The sequence below is a fragment of the Ectothiorhodospira sp. BSL-9 genome (assembly GCF_001632845.1).
Taxonomy (GTDB): Bacteria; Pseudomonadota; Gammaproteobacteria; order Ectothiorhodospirales; family Ectothiorhodospiraceae; genus Ectothiorhodospira.
The window spans coordinates 2,117,760-2,136,228 of the sequence record NZ_CP011994.1 but is presented as its reverse complement, the minus strand read 5'-3'; the positions used below and the strand labels follow the sequence as shown (position 1 = coordinate 2,136,228).

The window sequence follows — 18,469 nt, the reverse complement described above, 5'->3', positions numbered from 1 at the left end:
GGATTACAGGAAAGTTAAACACCACTTCTCCCGCCCCTGTCCAGTGATTTATTCACCACCCGACAAAACGACACATGCTCTTCAACTGCCCACGAAAACCGGGTTCATGTAGTCCATCCCGGCAAGTCGTTTTGGAGCAGCCCGTAGCAAGGCGGGTGCGTGCTTTCACTGCAGGGCAGGCTTCCCTGCGTCGAGGTTGTCCCATGCCCGGTTTCCGGGCTTGATCATCGCGTTGATCCAGTCCCGCAGGGAAATGCCCAGTGCACCCACCGCATAGAAGTGCTCATCCGATGCGAGGAAGGTATGGAAACTGCCATCCTCAATGAAGAATCTGTAGTTCGGTACGGACGCCGTCTGGTAGATGATGGTCTGCAGTCCGTCATACCAATCAGAGGCGATTTCCTGAGGTGTACCTTCGGGGCGGGAGGCTGCATAGAATTCAATCTGCACGCCATCGAAGTTCGGCGATACCGAAGCCAGGCGTGCGGCGGGCCGATAATCACCAAGCGCCTGGAATATCAATGGCTTAAAGGCTAGCGCGTTCCCTGAGGCGCTGCTCAGGAACGCATCGGGGTCACTGAAGGCAGGCACCCAGGACGGGAGTCCGTCTACAATGCCCCAGCGCTCATTACCGCTGCCATCGTAAAGCGCGTGGGCATAGAAATCATTGGTCTGCACACCCAGAGAGGAGTCCGAGATCAGATTCAGACGCGCGCGGGGACTCGTTTGCTCGGCGATATAGCCGAAAGCCAGCGTAGCGCCATAACCCCCTGCACTGAGACCGGTCACGGTAACGTCCTTCGCGCTTGCGAAATCCACAACCAACCGCTTCCCGTTCCTGCTCACACTCGTGTTCAGCATGTGAATCGTGGCCAGAAGGTTGTCAACACCACGATGGTGGATCGTCCAGTGCAGCGATCCTCCTTCGGTGGTGAGTTCATACTCTGTATCGGTGGTGAGTTCATACTCTGTATCTCGGGTCCCGAAGTGGATATCGCCAGTGCAGTAGGGCACGAAGACCTTGGTGTAGTTGGCGAAGGGATTACCAGGGTTGTCAGAATCGAGCACGCCGCCGATGTTAGCCAAGTCTCCTAACATCCCGTCGACGGTCTGGACGTAAGTGGACTCTCCGATCAGCGGCGAACCGATGCAGGTCTCAGCGTTCCAGCATGCGCCACCTCCATCCATGAAGAACAGGATGCGGTTGGGATTGCCCTGCTGCACGAAGAAGGCAAAGTCTGTGTCCGCCGGTGCGAGGTTGTCGGGTCCAGGCGGCTTTGCCGGGTCAATCAGGGTCGGCCCGCCTGAGCATGATGGAGAAACATCCCGCTGGCTTCCGTCCGCGAGCAACACGGTCATACTGTCCGGAACATCAATACGCTGCCAGGTATTGCCCGCGACCGCCGCTGGTGCGAAACAGACTGCCCCAAGGCTCAGCAGTAATACGCCCGCATTCAACGCTTTTTTCAACTGGAACATGCTGCTTTCTCCCTTGCTACCATCATCCAACTATCCCCGCGCCGTGATTGGACCCTTTAGGCCAAAGGGTCGCCCCTGGGCGGTCTGCATCTCCAGGGTATTGGAGCGCCCCACCAGACGCTTCACGACGTCCCCCGAGCTTAAGACACCCAGCATCCGGTATGTCAATGACTTTCGGAACTGCTCGCGTGAACTCAGGACTTGCAGGTGGCCTTATTCCAAAACGACCTCAAATCACAACGATCAATCATTTATTGACAGTTCGCAATACCCCTTATAGTGAGGGCCGAGATCGCTCAGGAACATTCTCATGACTCCTACCACACTGATCATACCCGGCTATCACGGCAGTGAGGCAGAACACTGGCAAACCTGGATGGAATCCGAGCTTCCCGATGCCCGCCGGGTCATCGGCATCGACTGGGAGTCCCCGGTCCTTGGTCGCTGGGCCGAAACCGTGAGCACTGCCATCACGCGATCAACAGGGCCGGTGTGGCTGGTGGCACACAGTTTCGGCTGCCTGGCGACGGTCGCCGCCGCCAATCACGTTGCCTCCAAGGTCGCCGGGGCCATGCTGGTTGCACCGGCAGATCCGGACCGATTTTCGCCCTTCGGCATACGGTCCCCATCCGCCCCGACCGAGAGCCTCGCCCCCCGACTGCCTGCCCATCCCTTATCGTTTCCCAGTCTGGTGGTGGCCAGCGATAACGACCCCTGGATGCCGACTTCCAAACTCACCCCCTGGATCACCCGATGGGAGAGTCAGGTCATCCATATCGGCAGGGCCGGACACATCAATGTGGAATCGGGCTTCGGGCCGTGGCCACAGGGGCTGGACCTGCTGCGCAGATTACAGCAAGGCTGTTACCCGTCTTCACCGACTCCAGCCGCTCCGGCGCAATGGCGTCGCCCGGCTCCAGGCCCAGCAGATCGCGGATACCCTTCAGGGCCGCATCACGGCAGCGCTCCGGGTGCTCGGAAAGCACCTTGTGCATGACCACGCTGCCATCCGGCCTGCGACCGATCACATGGGTGAATGCGCCGCCCCGGTTGACCCAGAACTGCCAGCGCTCCTCCCGCCGATGCTGCATCATTTTCACCGGTGCCTGGAACAACCGGGATCGTACTCATCTGGACGCAGGATACATGCATCCGGTAGAGCACTTACACCCGGGCTGGGAAGCAGAACGATTTGATCGCCAAGGTCGATACCGAGTGTCGCCGTCCTGCCTTTTGCCATCACCGCTCGGCTCTAGCGACGATAGAGCCCCTCGGGGCCCACGGCCTGGAGCAGGGCCTGGGCGACCAGGTCTTCGTCCAGGGTACCCTGGGCGGAGAACAGGGGCTGGATGCGGCCCCGGCCGCCGGCTTCTTTCGTGAGGCGCCCGCTCATGGCATCCCCCATGCTGGATACCATGCAGCCCTCGGGAGCGACGTTGAAGACGATGTCGTAACCAGCCTCCAGTTTCCCCAGGGCCTCGCCCACGTAGGGGGAGAGCTCTCCGCCCGGACGACCGGTGGGGATCAGTCGCCGGGAGCGGTTCAATGCTCGGGTCATGCTCTCGGGCATCGGCAGGCCTGCCGCCCGGTAAAGGGGGCGGGCCAGCCACTGGCGAAAGCCCCATTCCACGGCCAGGGCCCCAAGATAACGACCCGCGCGGGCGTTGCGCAGGCGACGCAGCGATGACCGGGTATCCGGATCCGTGGCACGGGACAGCCGGACGTGGCTTTGCCGAACCGTCTCCAGGCTGCGCCAGCGCCGGCTGGCGTTCTTGTAGTCCAGATAGGACCACACCGGGGTGTAGGTCAGGCGAAAACGGCCCGGTCCGAGCAGGCTGAGCAGGCAGTCGAACAGCGCTTCCACCTGGGCCACCCGCATGTAGGTCTCCCCTTCCACATGGATCTTCAGCGGCGACGCCGTGGCCGGTGGCCGAGCCAGCCAGCGCCCGGCAAAATCCCGCAAGGGCCGTTGCAACTCGCGTCGGTGGCCGTTCCAGGCCGGCCACCAGGACCACGAGCGTTCCGGTGCCTTGAACTCACGCTGTCGCTGGAAGATGGCCGCCGTCAGGGCACGATGGTCATGGCGCAGACGCGCCAGGGCATCGGTGTCGGGGCAGCGGGCCGCTGCCTCGAACAATAACTGGTGACACACGCCCTGCAGCACCGCGCCCTGCATGCAACGCAGCAACACCGCCTTGCCCAGACCTGCGTCAAAACCCCGATCCTCCAGGGCCACCAGAAACCTCAGCAGATCCTCCGCCTCGCCCCCGCCGACCTCGTCACGGATGTCGCCCGGGCTGCGGTGAAACAGGAGTTTGTGGGTCTCCACGTACTGACCCTGGCGACAGGGGCCCAGCCCCTTGTTGTTGAACACCAGCAGGCGGCGCTTGCCGTACAGGGGGGATTGCGGGTCCTGCCGCAAGCGGCGAAAGCGTTCCACCAGGGACAGGGTGTCGCCGTAGACCGCGGCCAGGGGGGCGCACACCGACTCGCCGGCCGCGGCGCGGCCATGGCGGATCGTCGCCTCCAGGTCGTAGGTATCGTCGTAGTTGTCCAGGCAGGTCAGCGGGGTGCTGTGCAGCACCGAGGTCACGAAGCGGTTGTCCGCCAGGGTGGGCAGGGCCAGTACGTCCTGATCCGGGTCGATGCCGTCGGAGAGATCGGTGAACCGCTCCAGGGTCTGAACCTCGAAGCCCTCCTCCGGGGCCTGCCACACTCCCTGGGAGAGATACTGCCGCACCTGCTGGGCATGGGTGTTGACCCGGTTCTCCAGGTGGGCCAGTTCCTGGATGGCCGCGTCCGACTGGATCAGCAGGAAGGGTCGTTGCCGGGCAAACTCCGCCATCAGCGGCAGGGTGACGCTGTCGGGGCCGCACAGGAAGGTGGACACGAAGACCAGGGCCAGTGGCTGACGGTCCGGGGCCTCCAGCTGCTGGAACAGTCGCCGCAGGCGGCGATGTCGCAGACGGGTATGCAGCCGGCGCCGGCTGACCGCCCTCACCAGAGTGGTCATGACCTGGGGATTGCGCCAGTAAAGATGGGCCAGGTCGTCATCCGCCGTCACGTCCAGCACATGGGCGGGCACCGGCACCAGGGCGCGGTCCCGCAGCAGGCGACCGGCGTGGCTGTCGTAGAGCCCCGGGGTGAGGATGTATTCCCGGCCCAGCACCAGCGCGATCTCCTGACCATCCGCCATGGCCTCTTCCAACTGGTCGGCCAGGGTGTCCTGCAGGGCCTGGCGCCAGGCCCGCTGGGCCGCCAGCGCCTGGTCGATGGCCGACTCCAGGCGGGTCCGGTCGATCTTGAGGTGGTAATGGGCGAACACCGATCGCAACTGCGGCCACAGCTGGGCGGCCAGGGCGGCCGCATCGGGATGGCGCAGGTTGAGGTGAAACAGCTCAATTCGCGCCCTTGGGTGGGCCTCCTGCGCCATGGCCCGCGCAGTGGCCAGTCCTCCCTGATTGATGGTGCAACTGCGTCCCAGTCCGGCCCCGGTCAGCGGCAGGAACTCGATCTGCGGTGCCAGGATATAGCCGTGGGGTTCGCCCGCCAGTCGGGTCAACTGGCCCACGGCCCCCAGATGCGGGGCGCAGGTATCCACGCGAAATCGCGACTGCCCGGCCAGGACATCGTCGGTTTGCGGATTGTCCACATGCACGGGCAGATCCAGCTGGGTGAACAACTCGGCGAAAAAAACCGCCCATTCGGAAATGGCAAAGGCCCTGGGGATGACCAGTCGGTCCGCTGCCTCGCTGCGCGGCAGGCGCTGGTCGCTTTGCCGCCAGAGCGCCTGGTAGGGATCGGCCACCCGGGGCGACGCCCGCACGCCCTTGCGGCCGGTGGCCTCGTTGATGGCACTGCAGCCACCCAGGGTGAGGCGCAGCGTGCCCTGCAAGGGATCGATGGTCTTCAGGGCGGTGCGGTTGCAACGGGCCCCGGGATCACCGCAGACGGCTCCCTTGCAGGTGATGATGCGCTTGTCGTACTCGCGCTGGATAAAGGTGTCCAGGTCCACGCTGACAGCGTCCTGGGTCTGTACCGGTGCCGGCAGCAGGCCCAGGCAGGCACGGTGACCAGGCAAGGGGGGCACCAGGCCATGGACTGGCGCCCCCACCAGGCGCTGCAGGCGGCTGACTACCGCCGCTGGGAGCGGCCGACCCAGCATCGGCTGACCGTGCAGCAGCACCACGGCCTGCGGCGGCAGGTGGATCTGGTTCCATAGCGTGCGGGCCATGTTCTCCACCACCGCCCAACAGGCGGAGGCGAGAATCACATCGTTGCCCACGCCACGGGCTTGCAGGGTACGGGCATGCTCCATGAGAAACACTGAGCAGGTGGCATCCAGGTCATGGGCGCCGGGCGCCGCCTGGGCCTGTTCGTAGGCCTCGCGGGCCGAGGGCAGGCCAAACAGGCCGGCCAGGGTGTCCATGAGGCTGCCGGTGCCGGCGGAGCACTTGATGTTCATGGCGTTGTCGAACAGATCGCCGCGCTCCAGCAACAGGGTGGAGATCTTCGTGTCCTCTCCGCCGATATCCACCAGGATGCACCAGCGTGTGTCCACGTCATGCCCGGCCTCGGCCAACGCGCGCACATGCTCGCGGGCCACCTCCAGGGAGCCTCGGGCATGGGCGTAGTTCTCCACCATCACCGCCACCCGTCCCTCAAGTGCCGGATAAAGCCGGGTGAGGGCCTCGCGCACCTGATAACGGGCGCTGCCGGTGATGCCGATGCGGCCCAAGTTCAGGTGGCGGTGGCCGACGTCCTGCAGGGCAGTGAAAAGGGCCTTCAGCGTGGCGATGGTCTCGCCGGCGTTGCTCTGGGAGGCGGCGTGCAGCAGGCGGCCATCCTCGGCATCGGCGATGACCATCTTGACCATGGTGGAACCCACGTCCAGGCCGATGTTCACCGGATGGCCCGGGGGCCAGTCATCCGGGTCCAACGCGGGCGCGGGCACACGGCGCAACTGGTCCCGTTCCTGCAATTGCGATTCCAGGGTGGTGAAAGGGGGGTAATCAAATGCCGACGCCACAGCCGCAGGTGGGGATGGGTCGATGGCCGCATCCGGCACCGATTCATCCAGCGCCTGCAACCCCTCCAGCGTCAGGTTGGCGTCGGCCATGTGGGTGATGTGGGGTACACCGGCGGCGGTCAGGGCATCCACGGCGCAATCCCGGGCGAAGGCCCATCGGAAGAGGCCGCCACACAGCAGCACCCGGTCCACAGGCAACGGCAGCCTTCGACAGGCCTTGTTGACCTCGGACTTCAGGGTGACCGCCAGGGCATGGGCCACCGGGATACCCTGGTTCTTGTCGGAGATGGTGGCCGAGGCCCCAAAGACGCCACAGCGATCGGCCCGCACCGGCAGGGCCGAACGCCGCTCCTGACCGGTGTCGCCCAGGTATTCGGCGAGCAGCGTGTCCACGGCCTCTGGGGGAACATCCAGCTTTTGCAGCACGCGGTTGAGGTTGGTGCCGGAGCCAGCACCACAGCGGGGGTGGGTGACCAGACCGGTGTCACCGGTGCCACCGTGGCAATCCAGGGCAAGGGCCAGATAGCCGGAAGCGGAGATCTCCAGAAGGCCCAGCCGCTGCCCGGGATAGTCACGCTGCTGGCGCTCACGCAGGGCAGTCCACAGGGCTGCGGCGGGCAGGATGAGGGTACCCCGACCCAGCAGCTGGCGTACCGGTTCGGCGAGTTTGCCGGTGATGCGCACGGCGCTGTCCTGGCTTGCGGCGCTCAGGCCGCTATCCTGCACCTGCCTGGGCAATTCACCGGTAGCCGCCAGATCCCATTCACGTACCGGTGACCCGTGGACGTACAGTACCGCCCTCACCTGGCTGAGCCCGGCATCAATGTAGAGCTTGGGCGAATCGTTTCGCAACATGCGTTTATTGTCTTCCTGCCGGCGCCAGGTCTCAACTTGTCTCGATATGAATCCCATCCGAGTGTTCATGCCGGGTTGCGCACTGCCAACTGTACAGGTTGGCTGTCGGCATGCGATAAAGGACGTGTTGACCATACTCCTGCCGGTGCCGAGACTGGAGGCAAGCCACAATGGATCAGCGTCCACCGAGCCAGCCGCCGCCCAGTGGCAAGGCGCCGCCAGCATCCACCGCCCCCCTGCCCGGCAGTGAAGAGCATTACCGACTCCTGGTCGAGCAGCAGAACGACTTGATCGTCAAGGTCGATACCGAGGGCCGCTTCCTCTACGTGAGCCCTGGTTATTGCAAGACCTTCGGTGAGCGCGAAGAGGACCTGATTGGCCAACGTTTCATGCCCCTGGTTCATCCCGATGATCAGGCGCGGACCGATGCCGCAATGGCAAAGCTCTACCACCCGCCGCACCGCTGCTATCTGGAACAGCGGGCCCTGACTCAGGATGGCTGGCGTTGGTTCGGCTGGTCCGATGTGGCCGTGCTGGATGAGCAGGGAAACGTCACTGCCATTATCGGTGTCGGTCGCGACATCCACGACGGCAAACTTGCGGAACTGCAGCTCCTGCAGACGCAACGAATGCTCGAGCTTGCCCTTGAGGCTGGCGGCATCGGCACTTATACCGCCAACTTCACCACTGGCCAGGTGTTCCCGGACCAGCGTTATCTGGCCCAGATCGGCTATCAACCCGGCGAGGTCGTCATCACCGACGCGTGGTGGCGGACGAACGTCCATCCCGAGGACCTGGCGGCCTTCGCCGACCAAACGGGGCAAGTCATCCACGGTGGCCTGGATGACTTCACCGCCGAGTACCGTTTCCGGCACCGTGATGGACGCTGGATCTGGCTACAGGACCACGCGCGCGTTTATGAACGCAATCCAGACGGGGTCGCCGTTGCAGTCAGCGGTTTGCGGATCGACATTCACCGGCGCAAGGAGGCCGAGTTGCGCCTCGCCTACCATGCCGACCATGATCCACTGACCGGGCTGCTCAATCGGCGTGGCATGTGGCATGTGATCCGTGGCATTCAGGCACAAGGGCAGCGGGGACAACGCCCAAACGCCATCGCCATCCTTGATCTGGATTTCTTCAAGCGCGTCAACGACACCTATGGTCATCTGGTGGGCGATCAACTACTCCAGGAGGTCGCCAGGGTGCTCCATGCCAGTACCCGCGAGTCCGACTGGGTCGCGCGCTGGGGTGGTGAAGAGTTTCTGATCCTGATGCCCGATACCAATGTAGCCCAGGCAAGGGGTTTTATTGAACGCCTGCGCCAGCAGATCGAAACGACGCCTTTTTTGATCCGCCAGCACTCGCTCCGCATCACCATCAGTGCCGGCCTTGCCTCTTCACATCTTGAAGAACACGACAGCCATGAAGCTTTCGTCAGCCGTGCCGACATGGCGCTCTACGCGGCCAAGACAGCCGGCCGCAATCAGGTTTGTACCGAGTCCCAGGTGGACTAGGATTTAGTCGAAAGCTGATGGGCCATGCAGCGCTCGCCTCCTGTTTCCCGCATTTCCCAAAAATCCATCATATCGTGCGCTTATGGAGCGGCTTGCATCGCACCTGCCCGGCGCCATATCCGCCGCCGCCAGGGGTGCGGATCACGAACACGTCATCGGTACTCATCTCGGCCAGGTCCGTGCCGCCGAGGTCTTCGCGGCTGCCGCTGGCGCGCAGGACAAACTGCTCGCCGCAGGCCCCGTCACTGCCGCCTTGAATCCCCGCCGGCGCTTGCGTTCGGCTGTTGGCCAGCACCGCCACCGTCATGGGCTCCAGGAAGCGCAGACGGCGCTCAACGCCGTCGCCGCCCCGCCACTGCCCGTCACCACCGGAGTCGTGACGCACGGCGAAGCCGTCCAGCCGCACCGGGAAGCGGGTCTCCAGCACCTCCGGATCGGTGAGGCGGCTATTGGTCATGTGCACGTGCACGGCACTGGCGCCATGGAAGCCGTCACCGGCCCCGGCACCGCCGCACAGGGTCTCATAGTGCTGGTGGGCCTGGTTGCCGAAGGTGACGTTATTCATGGTGCCCTGGCTGTTGGCCATCACCCCCAGGGCCGCATACAACGCGTCGGTCACCACCTGACTCACCTCCACATTGCCGGCCACCACCGCAGCGGGATGGCGCGGACTCAGCATGGAGCCCTCCGGAATCACCAGCTCGATGGGCTCCAGACAGCCGTCGTTCAGCGGGATGTTGTCCTGGACCAGGGTGCGCAGCACGTACAATACCGCCGCCCGGGTCACCGCGCGGGGGGCGTTGAAGTTGCTGTCCTGCTGGGGGCTTGAGCCGCTGAAGTCCACCACCGCCGAGCGGGCCTCGCGGTCCACGCGGATGGCCACCCGCACCACGGCGCCGCTGTCCAGGCGCTTCTCCCAGGTGCCGTCGCCGAGCACGTCCAGCACCCGGCGCACCTGCTCGGCGGCGTTGGCCTGGACATGGGCCATGTAGGCGTGCACCACATCCAGGCCGTACTGGCCGACCAGCCGGTGCAGTTCGTTGACGCCGCAGTTGTTGGCGGCGATCTGGGCGCGCAGGTCACTCAGATTCTGCTCGATGTTACGGGCCGGATGCGGGCCGCCGCCGAAGAGATCACGCAGGGCCTGTTCCCGCAACTCTCCGGCGTCGAGCACCTGCACGTTGGTGATGAGCACGCCTTCTTCGTCGATATGGCGACTGTGGGGCGGCATGGACCCCGGGGTGAGACCGCCCACGTCGGCATGGTGGGCACGGCTGGCCACATGGAAGATGATCTCGCCGCCGGCATCATCGAACACCGGCGTCACCACCGTGATGTCCGGCAGGTGGGTGCCGCCCTGGTAAGGGTCGTTGAGCATGAACACATCGCCAGGCTGCATCGTGCCCTGGCGGGCCGTGATAATGGAGCGCACACTCTCGCCCATGGAACCCAGGTGTACTGGCACGTGGGGGGCATTGGCCACCAGGCCGCCCTCGGCGTCGAACACGGCGCAGGAGAAATCCAGCCGCTCCTTGATGTTGGCGGACTGGGCGGTGTTCTGCAGCGTCACGCCCATCTGCTCGGCCACACTCATGAACAGGTTGTTGAAGACCTCCAGCATCACCGGATCCGCCTCGGTGCCCACGCTGGCCACCGCCGTCGCGGCCTGCCGGTCCAGCAACAGGTGGCCATAGGGGTTCACGCGCAGGGACCAGTCAGGCTCCACGACAATGGTGGACACCGGATCGCGGATGATGGCCGGGCCGTCGATGCGGTCCGCAGGGGCCAGGGTCTCGCGGTCGTACACGGGCACGGTGCGCCAGGCGCCCTCCATCCAGGCCTCCACGTGCCCCAGGGTCTCCAGGCTGTCACCTGCACCACGCGGCGACTGCTCGGGCTCGCTGCTGAGCGTGCCATCGCCGCCAATCACCTCGATCACCGCAGCGGCGATCAACACCCGCTTGTCCGGCATGGTGAAACCGAAGCGGATGCGATGCAGGGTCTCGAAATCTGCCCGAACCTTGTCCGCATCACCGTGATCCACCAGCAGCGCGGTGTCGGTACCCTCGTAGCGTAACTGCAGCTTGTGCACGACACGCAGGCCATCAGCGGGGGCGCCCTGGGCCAGGAGCTCCTCCCGGCCTGCGCTCTCGGCCTGTTCCAGGCGCGGCGCCAGCCGCTGCAGGGTGTCGGCCTGCAGCGGCTCGTCCACCGCCAGTTCCCGCAGGGTGGTGAGATCCGCCAGGCCCATGCCATAGGCGGACAGCACCCCGGCGAAGGGATGAATCAGCACCCGCGCCATGCCCAGGGCCTCGGCGACCCGGCAGGCATGCTGGCCGCCGGCCCCGCCGAAGCAGTTCAGGGTGTAGCCGGTGACGTCGTGCCCCCGCTGCACCGAGATCTGCTTGATGGCATTGGCCATATTCTCAACGGCAATGCGCAAGTAGCCCTCGGCCACCGCCTCCGGGCTGCGCGTGTCGCCGGTCTCCTGGTGGATCCGCTCGGCGAGCTCACGGAAAGCCTCGCGGGTAACCTGGGCATCCAGGGGTTCGTCGCCATCGGGGCCAAACACCCGCGGGAAGAACGCCGGCTGCAGGCGCCCCAGCATGACGTTGCAGTCAGTCACGGTGAGCGGGCCGCCACGGCGGTAGCAGGCCGGCCCCGGGTCCGCCCCGGCGGAGTCCGGGCCGACCCGGTAGCGGCTGCCGTCGAACCCGAGGCACGAGCCACCGCCGGCGGCCACGGTGTGGATGCGCATCATGGGCACACGCATGCGCACTCCGCCGATCACGGTCTCGAAGCTGCGCTCGAACTCCCCGTTGTAATGGGCCACGTCCGTGGATGTGCCGCCCATGTCGAAGCCGATGACCTGCTCGAAACCCGCCATCATCGCGGTGCGCACGCAGCCGACAATGCCGCCGGCCGGCCCCGAGAGAATGGCGTCCTTGCCTTCAAACCAGCGGGCATCGGTGAGCCCGCCGTCGCTTTTCATGAACATCAGACGGGTGCCGCCCAGCTCCGAAGCCACCTGCTCGGCATAGCGCTTGAGCATGGGCGAGAGGTACGCGTCCACCACCGTGGTATCCCCCCGGCCCACCAGGTTCATGAGCGGGCTCACCCGGTGGGATACGCTGACCTGCTCAAAACCGGATTCGCGGGCGATGGCGGCCACCTGTTCCTCATGGGCGGTGTAGCGGTAGCCGTGCATGAAGGCGATGGCACAGGCGGTACAGCCAGCGGCCCGCGCCTCTTTCAGGGCAGTGCGCACCTGCTGCAGATCGGGTGTGGCGAGCACCGTGCCGTCGGCGGCGATGCGCTCGTCCACTTCCACCACCCGCCGGTAGAGCTGCTCGGGCAGCCGGATGTCCAGGGCGAAGATGTCCGGCCGGTTCTGATAGCCAATGCGCAGCGCATCGGCAAACCCCCGGGTGGTGACGAACACCGTGGGCTCGCCCTTGCGCTCCAGCAAGGCGTTGGTGGCCACGGTGGTACCCATCTTCACCGACTCCAGCCGCTCCGGCACAATGGCGTCGTCCGGCTTCAGGCCCAGCAGATCGCGGATACCCTGCAGGGCCGCATCACGGTAGCGCTCCGGGTGCTCGGAAAGCACCTTGTGCATGACCATGGTGCCGTCCGGCCTGCGGCCGATCACATCGGTGAACGTGCCGCCCCGATCGATCCAGAACTGCCAGCGGTCTGCCTGCCGATGCTGCATGATGATTCCCCAGTGCCTCGAACAACCAGGATTGTACTACTCCTCCGGCTTGTAGCCGCTGGGATGACGCACTCGTCGGGATGATCGCCGTCACTGCAAAGCAGGCAGTCCTGCGTCGTGATCGAAACCGGCAGGCCAAAGGGCGGCCTGGGCTGTCCACATCTCCAGGGTATTGTGGCGCCCCACTACGTCGATGGAAACGGTAGGATGCGGGTCCGATACCTCATCGACGCAGCCCCCGTGTTTCCGACCCTCAAATCCGTCTCCACCCTGCTTCTTGGCATGGGCATCCTGCTCTGCGGCTCCGGCATGCTAGGCACCCTGCTGGGACTGAGTGCGGCCCAGGAAGGGCTACCCAGCTGGCTGATCGGCCTGATCATGTCCGGCTTCTTCATGGGCTTCATCATCGGCTCGTTTCTATGTCCTGGCCTGATCCGCCGTGTTGGACACATCCGCGCCTTCGGGGCACTGGCTGCCGTATCAGCCATTGCCGCCCTGCTCCACGGCCTGATCTTCGATCCCTGGATATGGTGGGTATTGCGCATATTCAACGGCATTTCGGTAGTGGGGCTGTACATGGTCATCGAAAGTTGGCTCAACGAGCGGGCACGGCATAATCGGGGCCAGATCTTTGCCTTCTATATGATGATATGCCTGGTCATGCTGGGAGTGGGGCAGTTCCTGGTACTGATTTACGGACCGGGGCAGTTGGCCAGCTATGCACTGGTGGCCATCCTGTTCTCCCTGGGGTTGATCCCCATCGCCCTGACCCCGGCCCTGCAGCCTGCGCCCATCAAGGCTCAGGCCCTGTCGCTGAGGGTGCTCTACGACAGGACGCCGGTCGGCGTGATCGGAGCCCTGGTGTCCGGGATCGCTTCGGGCGGGTTCTGGGGATTCGGGGCCATCTATGCCCAGCAGTCCGGTATCGCCCCCCTCGGGGTGGCCACCTTCGTGAGCGCCGTCATCCTGGGCGGCGCGCTGCTGCAGTGGCCCATCGGCTTCTTCTCCGACCATCGAGACCGGCGTTGGGTGCTGGTGTTTACCTGCGCTGGTGCAGCCGTGGCGGCCCTGGCCATCTTTCTGACCGTGGATGATCAATTGACGATGCTGTTGGTGGCTGCCCTGTTCTATGGTGGCTTTGCCTTCAGCCTCTATGCCCTGGCGGTAGCCCATACCCATGACAGATTGGATGTCACGGAAGTACTGGAAGGCACCCGGGGACTGCTCCTGATCAACGGCATTGGGGCCACCATGGGTCCGCTCATGGCCGGGATCGCCGTCAGTGTCGCTTCCATCAGCGTACTGCCCCTGCTATTCGGCGCCATCATCCTGCTGCTGTCCCTGTTCGCCCTCTGGCGGATACTCCGGGAACCACCGGTGGCCCGCGAAGAGAAGGCCGATTTTTTACCGGTTACCCGCACCTCGGTGGTGGCGGCCGAACTGGATCCGCGCACCGAACTGCAACCTGAGCTGGATCTGGAAAACAAACCATAGCGCCATGGTCCATGAGTCCCGCGAACCAGGCTGGGCATGGGAACGCATCATCGGCTCATCGACACCGCAGCGGCGACCTGTGTGAGCATGGCCCGGTCGTGGCCACCGAGCACAGCGTAGTCGATCGCCTCGTCGCTCCAGTAGGCGACCGTCTGCTCTCCCTGGCGGGACACGCGCAGCGAGATTTCGGGCGTGCCCTCCTCGTGCGGGGAAATGAGCACCGAGAGGCGCTGGCCTTCAGCATTCTCGTAGATGAACAGCCCACTCGGCCCGTTTTGTGTTCCCAGGAGCCGCGCGCCCACTACCTCAAGACCCAGGTTATCCAGCTTGGGGCTATCGACCTTGCGCTCCATCTGCGCCGACAGCCAGCTGACCGCCTGTTCGATCTCGTCGGCACGAAACTCCACCGGATACAGGTCATCATGGGCAAACACCTGGTGCGCCGAGAGCGCCTCGGCGACATAATCCGGGTGGTCGGGCGCGCCCAACCGCTCATAGCCCATATGCGCCCCCCAGCCCAGGACGAAGATGGCCACCGAGGCGGCGAACTGGCCCAGCCTCGGCGAAACGAAACGTGCGCGCCGCTGGCGCTTCATGAGTCTGTATGCGAGGTCGCGCTCGAGTGCGGCCGTACGCAGGTTCGATTCGCCAGTGTCCAGCACCTGGGCCGCTTCCCGAATCAGCTCGCGTTGACGATGCCACTTTGACGCAGCGGCGGAAACAGTATCGTCGCCGGCCAGCCGGGCTTCTACTTCCGCAGCGGCCTCTGGTGAAAGGCGACCATCCAGATAGGCCTGCAACTCGGGATCGTGAACGTGTTCGGGAAGATTGTCGTCGCTACGTTGCATGACGGCCTCCTACGGCAAAAACGCTGTCATTCCTGGGTTGGGGCTCGTCCATGAGTTTGCGCAGGGCCTCGCGTCCGCGACCGAGCCGCGACATGAAGGTGCCCAACGGTACATCGAGACTGCACGCGGCCTCCTTGTAGCTCATTCCCTCAAGCGCCACGAGAACAATCGGCGCTCGCTGCGCCTCGGGCAGCCTGTCGAGCGCCGCAAGCACCTGGCGCAACTCGGCATGGTGCTGCTGTGACTCAGGGGAGATCGGCTCAGGCAGGTCGGGGGCAGCGACCTCGCGCACTTGCCGGCGACGGATGTCGCTGACATGGGTGTTGTGCAGGATCCGGAAAAGCCAGGGCCGCAGCGCGGTACCGGGCTGCCATGTCTCTGCCCGGGCAATGGCCTTGGTCAACGTCTCCTGCACCAGGTCCTCCGCCGCGTCGCGGTTGCGGGTCAGCACCAGCGCGTAACGGCGCAGGCTCTGGATATGTGTGTGAAGCTCGCTCTTCAGGCTCATGGCGGAACTCCCCTCCCAAGGCATGGCTTCGTCGTCATGTGGCCGTCCTCTGTCCGTTGTTGCGTCAGCGTCTTCCGGATTAAACGCTTTCCGGGCAGGTTTCATCCCACTTGGACGAATTTTTTTCGCGGGGAGCTGAGCGGGATTAAACCGGGGTATCTGGGCGTTCTTTAGAACAGCCTCATCGGACAGGAGCCGTCATGTACTACGATCTGATCCCCCAAGAGCAAAAGACCATGCGGCGCCCCAAGGTCTCCCTGCGCGCACGCATATTCGGCGCCCGCCTGACCACCGTGGTCAAGCGCAGCACCCTCATGCTGACGATTGCTTTCGGGCTCTATTTCGGGGTGGCAGGCAGCATGATGAACCGGATTGATGCCGATCCGAACTTCAAGCCACTCACACCCATAGAGGGGGGAAGCCGTGCGGTGGACATGGCTGCCGCCCTGATCGAGCGCGAGACCATCAGCCATCGCTGGAGCCCCAACGACCCGTTCTTCTACCCCACGGCCTTTCACGTGAACATGCCCAGCTTCCAGAGTGGGATGATGCGGGGGGTGGGCCGCTTCACCCTTGAAATGGAAACCCAAATCGGGCGACTGCGGGGCTCAGGGGCGATCGACGATGATCTTGAGCGGGCAGCAGGACTTTTGCAGTTCCCGCCCGATGTCTGGCTTTTCGACCTCAACCGGTCGCTTCTGCCCGTCCAGCCGGCCGATGCGCAATACAGGGCCGCGCACGCCGCCCTGATCAACTACAACCAGCGCGTGGCGCGCGGGGAGGCAGTCTTTGAGACGCGTAGCGATGCCCTGGTGATGACCGTCGACCGCATCGCCACCGACCTCGGCTCGCGCGCCGCGCGGCTGGACGCGCTTGTGGAGACTGACCCATTCATCATCAATTTCACATCAAACCGCATGCTCTACTTCAACAAGGGCATGAGCTATGCGTTCTACCTGCTGCTGCGCGAACTGGGCGAGGACTATCAGAGCGTGATCGCCGCCCATGGGCTCGAGAGGGTATGGGCACAGGCCATCGAAAGCCTGCGCCGAGCCTCGCAACTCGAACCGCGGGTGGTGCTCAACGGCAGTGGGGCCAACAGCTTCGTTGCCAATCATCTGCAGCTGCAAGGCTTCTACCTCAAGCGTGCGGTCCTCCAGCTCGACGAGATCAGCCGAGTGGTTCGCGCCACCCGCTGACGCCTTTGCGCGCACGCGGCCGAATGCCCCCGGGCCCATGCCCGGGGACCCATGCCCGGGGGCATCTCAATCGTCGGCGATGGCCCGCCGCGATTCACCGCATTTGACGATCTCCAGTACCTCGCGGCAAATCTGGCGCTCCCGATCGGCGCGGGTCGCCAGATCATCCACATCAAGAGCCAGTGTACGGCGGCTCATGCCGATCCGGTTGAGCTGGCGCTCGGACAGGCGCATCAGGGTGGCGGTGATGACGGTCATGTCGCGCTCTTCCAGCCGTGCCTCGCAGGCCTGAGCATGGCGATGAAACAGCTGGCCCAGAACCGCAGCGCAAGTCTTCATGTGGGGCAAATGATTCAGCATCGTGGTCATGTCCTCCTGCTCGTGCGACTACCCGAAAAACGCCGCAGACGGGCAGATAATCCCATCTTTGCATTACGTGATTCCCGGCATGACTCCGGGTGACGGCAGCGGGCGGCGACGCAGCCCGTTTCGATTCCCGGGATGAAGCCAGCCCCTGGCGCGTTGTTACCGGCAACGGATGTGTGATCCGGTTGCCAACGGAGAAACAACATGACCCCACGCCCTGGCTCCAGCCCAGCTGCGCCTGCGCCTGCGCCCCCCCTGGCCCAGCCAGCATGCATCCCTGCCCATGTTCCTCTGGGCATGAATCGTCAACGGGCAACCCATGGTCTTCCTGCACAGCGACCCCGGAAGAACGTCCTTTCCGGTAGCGCAGTGGACCTCTACCCTCCCCGCCGCGGCCCCCTGGCACGTGCCGGGTTTGGTCTGGCACTTCTCACGGGGCTTTGGGTGGTACTCACCGGAGGCGCGGCGGAGAGCTGGGTGATGGGCGGCCCCGCCGTCCTGGCCGGCACGATGCTGATCTTCCTCTACTCGAGCCCACCGCGCTGGCGCCTCTCTCCTGCCGGGGCGCTGCGCTTTGGGCCCTGGTTCGCGCTGCGCCTGGTGATGGGCGCGCTCGACGTGGCCCGCCGGGCGCTCGCCTGGCGGCAGGCGCTGGCCCCCGGCTGCCGGGTGTTTCGCACCACGCTGCCGGAGGGCGCGCCGCGGCTTTTGTTCGCCAACGTCATCACGCTGCTGCCGGGCACCCTGACGGCAGGCATCCATGGTGACCTGCTCGTTGTGCACATGCTCGACACGGACGCCGATGTGGAGGTGCAGCTCCGGGTGCTGGAGGCGCGTATCGCTGCCCTCTTCGGGCTGCCCACAGTCGCGGCGCCCAAAGCGATCGCCACGGGGGACGCAGCATGACGTTCGCGCTTCCAATCATCCTGCTGGTACTGCTTGCCTCGATCCTTGGGGGGCTCATCCGGGTCCTGCGCGGCCCGCAACCGGCGGAGCGCATGCTGGCTGCGCAGCTCCTGGGCACCGCCGCAGTAGCGACCCTGCTGATCCTTTCGCAGGTGATGGACATGCCTGCACTGCTGGATGTGGCACTTGTCTTCGCGGTCCTCACCGCAGTCACGTTGATCTGCTTCGTGGTCGTCACCAGGAGGGATCACTGATGTTGCTAGAGCTCCTTGCCATCGTGCTGATTGCGCTTGGCGCGGCCTTCTTCGTGGTGGGCACCATCGGGCTGCTGCGTTTTCCCGACACCCTGTGCCGGTTGCACGCGCTGACCAAGGCCGACGGGGTGGGCCTGGGGCTCACCTGCCTCGGGGTGGCACTTCTGGCCGACTCGGCCGGAGAGGTTGTGCGGATCCTGCTGATAGGGGCCCTGGTCGCTGCCTCGGGTGCGGTCTCCGGACATCTGACCGCGCGCCACGTACTCCAGTCGAACTCCCCTCACCGGGAGGCACGCTGA

At 64.8% G+C, this 18,469-nt stretch carries 13 protein-coding genes and 1 pseudogene; 7 read left to right on the top strand and 7 right to left on the bottom strand.

Going from position 1 to position 18,469, the window contains the following annotated elements; all coding sequences use genetic code 11:
* Positions 1-165: 165 nt before the first annotated feature.
* Positions 166-1,479, bottom strand: a complete 1,314-nt coding sequence (locus ECTOBSL9_RS10035) for a pectin acetylesterase-family hydrolase (RefSeq protein ID WP_063464920.1) — start codon at positions 1,477-1,479, stop codon at positions 166-168.
* Positions 1,480-1,789: 310 nt separating this feature from the next.
* Between ECTOBSL9_RS10035 and ECTOBSL9_RS17545 the strand changes: the two are divergent.
* A pseudogene (locus ECTOBSL9_RS17545) lies at positions 1,790-2,266 on the top strand (RBBP9/YdeN family alpha/beta hydrolase); the annotation flags it as partial.
* 7 nt (positions 2,267-2,273) lie between these two features.
* Here ECTOBSL9_RS17545 and ECTOBSL9_RS17540 read toward each other — a convergent pair.
* Entirely contained in the window at positions 2,274-2,573 is a 300-nt protein-coding gene (locus ECTOBSL9_RS17540) for a hydantoinase/oxoprolinase N-terminal domain-containing protein (protein WP_156500089.1), read from the bottom strand.
* A gap of 158 nt (positions 2,574-2,731) precedes the next feature.
* On the bottom strand, positions 2,732-7,363 hold the full coding sequence (locus tag ECTOBSL9_RS10025) for an acyl-CoA dehydratase activase-related protein (RefSeq protein WP_063464918.1): 4,632 nt from the start codon (positions 7,361-7,363) through the stop codon (positions 2,732-2,734).
* A gap of 170 nt (positions 7,364-7,533) precedes the next feature.
* On the opposite strand from ECTOBSL9_RS10025, the gene ECTOBSL9_RS16970 reads away from it, so the two are divergent.
* The gene (locus ECTOBSL9_RS16970; protein ID WP_063464917.1) at positions 7,534-8,880 is read left to right on the top strand and encodes a sensor domain-containing diguanylate cyclase; all 1,347 of its coding nucleotides are present in this window, start codon (positions 7,534-7,536) and stop codon (positions 8,878-8,880) included.
* Positions 8,881-8,947: 67 nt separating this feature from the next.
* Here the strand turns inward: ECTOBSL9_RS16970 and ECTOBSL9_RS10015 are convergent, their stop codons facing one another.
* On the bottom strand, positions 8,948-12,595 hold the full coding sequence (locus ECTOBSL9_RS10015) for a hydantoinase B/oxoprolinase family protein (protein ID WP_063464916.1): 3,648 nt from the start codon (positions 12,593-12,595) through the stop codon (positions 8,948-8,950).
* A gap of 207 nt (positions 12,596-12,802) precedes the next feature.
* Here ECTOBSL9_RS10015 and ECTOBSL9_RS10010 point away from each other — a divergent pair, with 207 nt between their 5' ends.
* On the top strand, positions 12,803-14,089 hold the full coding sequence (locus tag ECTOBSL9_RS10010; protein WP_240480955.1) for an MFS transporter: 1,287 nt from the start codon (positions 12,803-12,805) through the stop codon (positions 14,087-14,089).
* Between the two features lie 47 nt (positions 14,090-14,136).
* Here ECTOBSL9_RS10010 and ECTOBSL9_RS10005 read toward each other — a convergent pair whose 3' ends face one another.
* Both ECTOBSL9_RS10005 and ECTOBSL9_RS10000 read right to left on the bottom strand, forming a co-directional pair.
* On the bottom strand, positions 14,137-14,937 hold the full coding sequence (locus tag ECTOBSL9_RS10005) for an anti-sigma factor (RefSeq protein ID WP_063464915.1): 801 nt from the start codon (positions 14,935-14,937) through the stop codon (positions 14,137-14,139).
* A complete protein-coding gene (locus ECTOBSL9_RS10000) occupies positions 14,927-15,445 on the bottom strand; it encodes a sigma-70 family RNA polymerase sigma factor (RefSeq protein ID WP_063466137.1) in 519 nt (172 codons plus the stop codon). The genes ECTOBSL9_RS10005 and ECTOBSL9_RS10000 overlap by 11 nt, the downstream gene beginning before the upstream one ends.
* A 200-nt stretch (positions 15,446-15,645) precedes the next feature.
* On the opposite strand from ECTOBSL9_RS10000, the gene ECTOBSL9_RS09995 reads away from it, so the two are divergent.
* On the top strand, positions 15,646-16,644 hold the full coding sequence (locus tag ECTOBSL9_RS09995; RefSeq protein WP_082829858.1) for a DUF2333 family protein: 999 nt from the start codon (positions 15,646-15,648) through the stop codon (positions 16,642-16,644).
* A 66-nt stretch (positions 16,645-16,710) separates the two neighbouring features.
* On the opposite strand, the gene ECTOBSL9_RS09990 is transcribed toward ECTOBSL9_RS09995, so the two are convergent.
* Positions 16,711-17,013, bottom strand: coding sequence for a hypothetical protein (locus ECTOBSL9_RS09990; RefSeq protein WP_063464914.1), 303 nt, complete (start codon positions 17,011-17,013; stop codon positions 16,711-16,713).
* Between the two features lie 201 nt (positions 17,014-17,214).
* Between ECTOBSL9_RS09990 and ECTOBSL9_RS09985 the strand changes: the two genes are divergently transcribed.
* Genes ECTOBSL9_RS09985 through ECTOBSL9_RS09975 form a run of 3 tightly spaced genes read left to right on the top strand, consistent with a single transcriptional unit; the run spans position 17,215 to position 18,469 of the window.
* On the top strand, positions 17,215-17,916 hold the full coding sequence (locus ECTOBSL9_RS09985) for a Na+/H+ antiporter subunit E (protein ID WP_082829857.1): 702 nt from the start codon (positions 17,215-17,217) through the stop codon (positions 17,914-17,916).
* Entirely contained in the window at positions 17,913-18,170 is a 258-nt protein-coding gene (locus ECTOBSL9_RS09980; protein ID WP_063464912.1) for a monovalent cation/H+ antiporter complex subunit F, read from the top strand. Before ECTOBSL9_RS09985 ends, ECTOBSL9_RS09980 begins: the two co-directional genes overlap by 4 nt.
* A complete protein-coding gene (locus ECTOBSL9_RS09975) occupies positions 18,170-18,469 on the top strand; it encodes a monovalent cation/H(+) antiporter subunit G (RefSeq protein ID WP_063464911.1) in 300 nt (99 codons plus the stop codon). The genes ECTOBSL9_RS09980 and ECTOBSL9_RS09975 overlap by 1 nt, the downstream gene beginning before the upstream one ends.

Bases quoted from the DNA above. Each gene is read 5' to 3' on its own strand.
- ECTOBSL9_RS16970 (WP_063464917.1), top strand. From the start codon at position 7,534: ATGGATCAGCGTCCACCGAGCCAGCCGCCGCCCAGTGGCAAGGCGCCG.
- ECTOBSL9_RS10010 (WP_240480955.1), top strand. From the start codon at position 12,803: ATGCGGGTCCGATACCTCATCGACGCAGCCCCCGTGTTTCCGACCCTC.
- ECTOBSL9_RS10000 (WP_063466137.1), bottom strand. From the start codon at position 15,445: ATGAGCCTGAAGAGCGAGCTTCACACACATATCCAGAGCCTGCGCCGT.
- ECTOBSL9_RS09995 (WP_082829858.1), top strand. From the start codon at position 15,646: ATGTACTACGATCTGATCCCCCAAGAGCAAAAGACCATGCGGCGCCCC.
- ECTOBSL9_RS10025 (WP_063464918.1), bottom strand. From the start codon at position 7,363: ATGTTGCGAAACGATTCGCCCAAGCTCTACATTGATGCCGGGCTCAGC.
- ECTOBSL9_RS10035 (WP_063464920.1), bottom strand. From the start codon at position 1,479: ATGTTCCAGTTGAAAAAAGCGTTGAATGCGGGCGTATTACTGCTGAGC.
- ECTOBSL9_RS09975 (WP_063464911.1), top strand. From the start codon at position 18,170: ATGTTGCTAGAGCTCCTTGCCATCGTGCTGATTGCGCTTGGCGCGGCC.
- ECTOBSL9_RS17540 (WP_156500089.1), bottom strand. From the start codon at position 2,573: ATGATGCAGCATCGGCGGGAGGAGCGCTGGCAGTTCTGGGTCAACCGG.
- ECTOBSL9_RS09990 (WP_063464914.1), bottom strand. From the start codon at position 17,013: ATGACCACGATGCTGAATCATTTGCCCCACATGAAGACTTGCGCTGCG.
- ECTOBSL9_RS09980 (WP_063464912.1), top strand. From the start codon at position 17,913: ATGACGTTCGCGCTTCCAATCATCCTGCTGGTACTGCTTGCCTCGATC.
- ECTOBSL9_RS09985 (WP_082829857.1), top strand. From the start codon at position 17,215: ATGACCCCACGCCCTGGCTCCAGCCCAGCTGCGCCTGCGCCTGCGCCC.
- ECTOBSL9_RS10005 (WP_063464915.1), bottom strand. From the start codon at position 14,937: ATGCAACGTAGCGACGACAATCTTCCCGAACACGTTCACGATCCCGAG.
- ECTOBSL9_RS10015 (WP_063464916.1), bottom strand. From the start codon at position 12,595: ATGCAGCATCGGCAGGCAGACCGCTGGCAGTTCTGGATCGATCGGGGC.